Source organism: Rubrilithobacter danxiaensis, assembly GCF_047272945.1.
GTDB lineage: Bacteria > Bacteroidota > Bacteroidia > Sphingobacteriales > Sphingobacteriaceae > Rubrolithibacter > Rubrolithibacter danxiaensis.
Genome location: NZ_JBKOPS010000034.1, coordinates 1 through 1361 on the forward strand (window position 1 = coordinate 1; position 1361 = coordinate 1361).

Annotated in this window: 1 protein-coding gene; it reads right to left on the minus strand. The window is 55.9% G+C overall.

Features of this window, described 5'->3' with window-relative positions; translation table 11 throughout:
• The coding region (locus ACLCDL_RS17870; RefSeq protein WP_423149777.1) for an MBG domain-containing protein at nucleotides 1–1361 on the minus strand (1361 nt) is incomplete at both ends.

A 1361-nucleotide genomic window follows, 5' to 3' on the forward strand; every position in this document is an offset into this window, starting at 1 on the left:
CGTAATTGCATACGTTCCGGCTGCGCTGCCTGTGGTGGCTGCTGTGGTTGCTGTTGGCGGGGTGGTCAGGTCTGTTGCTGTATCCCCGTTTACAAAGCCACTGTAGCTTACCGTTAAGGCCGGGTTGGCTGATCCGTAGGTCTTGCTCTGGTCGTCTGCTGTTACTGCTAAAGTAGCCTTGCCGATGGTCAGCGTTCCTGCTGTATAGGTGAAATCGTAGTTAGCCGATGCTCCCCCTGCTGCCGTGATTGCATACGTTCCTGCTGCGCTGCCTGTGGTGGCGGCTGTGGTTGCTGTTGGTGCTGTGGTCAGGTCTGTTGCTGTATCCCCGTTTACAAAGCCGCTGTAGCTTACCGTTAAGGCCGGGTTGGCTGATCCGTAGGTCCTGCTCTGGTCGTCTGCTGTTACTGCTAAAGTAGCCTTGCCGATCGTCAGCGTTCCTGCTGTATACGTGAAATCGTAGTTAGACGATACTCCCCCTGCTGCCGTGATCGCATACGTTCCTGCTGCGCTGCCTGTGGTGGCTGCTGTGATTGCTGTTGGCGGGGTGGTCAGATCTGTTGCTGTATCCCCGTTTACAAAGCCGCTGTAGCTTACCGTTAAGGCCGGATTGGCTGATCCGTAGGTCCTGCTCTGGTCGTCTGCTGTTACTGCTAAGGTAGCCTTGCCGATCGTCAGCGTTCCTGCTGTATACGTGAAATCGTAGTTAGCCGATGCTCCCCCTGCTGCCGTAATTGCATACGTTCCGGCTGCACTGCCTGTGGTGGCTGCTGTGGTTGCTGTTGGCGGGGTGGTCAGATCTGTTGCTGTATCCCCGTTTACAAAGCCGCTGTAGCTTACCGTTAAGGCCGGGTTTGCCGTTCCGTAGGTCTTGCTCTGGTCGTCTGCTGTTACTGCTAAGGTAGCCTTGCCTATCGTTAACGTTCCTGCTGTATACGTGAAATCGTAGTTAGCCGATGCTCCCCCTGCTGCCGTAATTGCATACGTTCCGGCTGCACTGCCTGTGGTGGCTGCTGTGGTTGCTGTTGGCGGGGTGGTCAGATCTGTTGCTGTATCCCCGTTTACAAAGCCGCTGTAGCTTACCGTTAAGGCCGGATTAGCCGTTCCGTAGGTCCTGCTCTGGTCGTCTGCTGTTACTGCTAAGGTAGCCTTGCCTATCGTTAACGTTCCTGCTGTATAGGTGAAATCGTAGTTAGCCGATGCTCCCCCTGCTGCCGTGATCGCATACGTTCCTGCTGCGCTGCCTGTGGTGGCTGCTGTGGTTGCTGTTGGCGGGGTGGTCAGATCTGTTGCTGTATCCCCGTTTACAAAGCCGCTGTAGCTTACCGTTAAGGCCGGGTTGGCCGTTCCGTAGGTCCTGC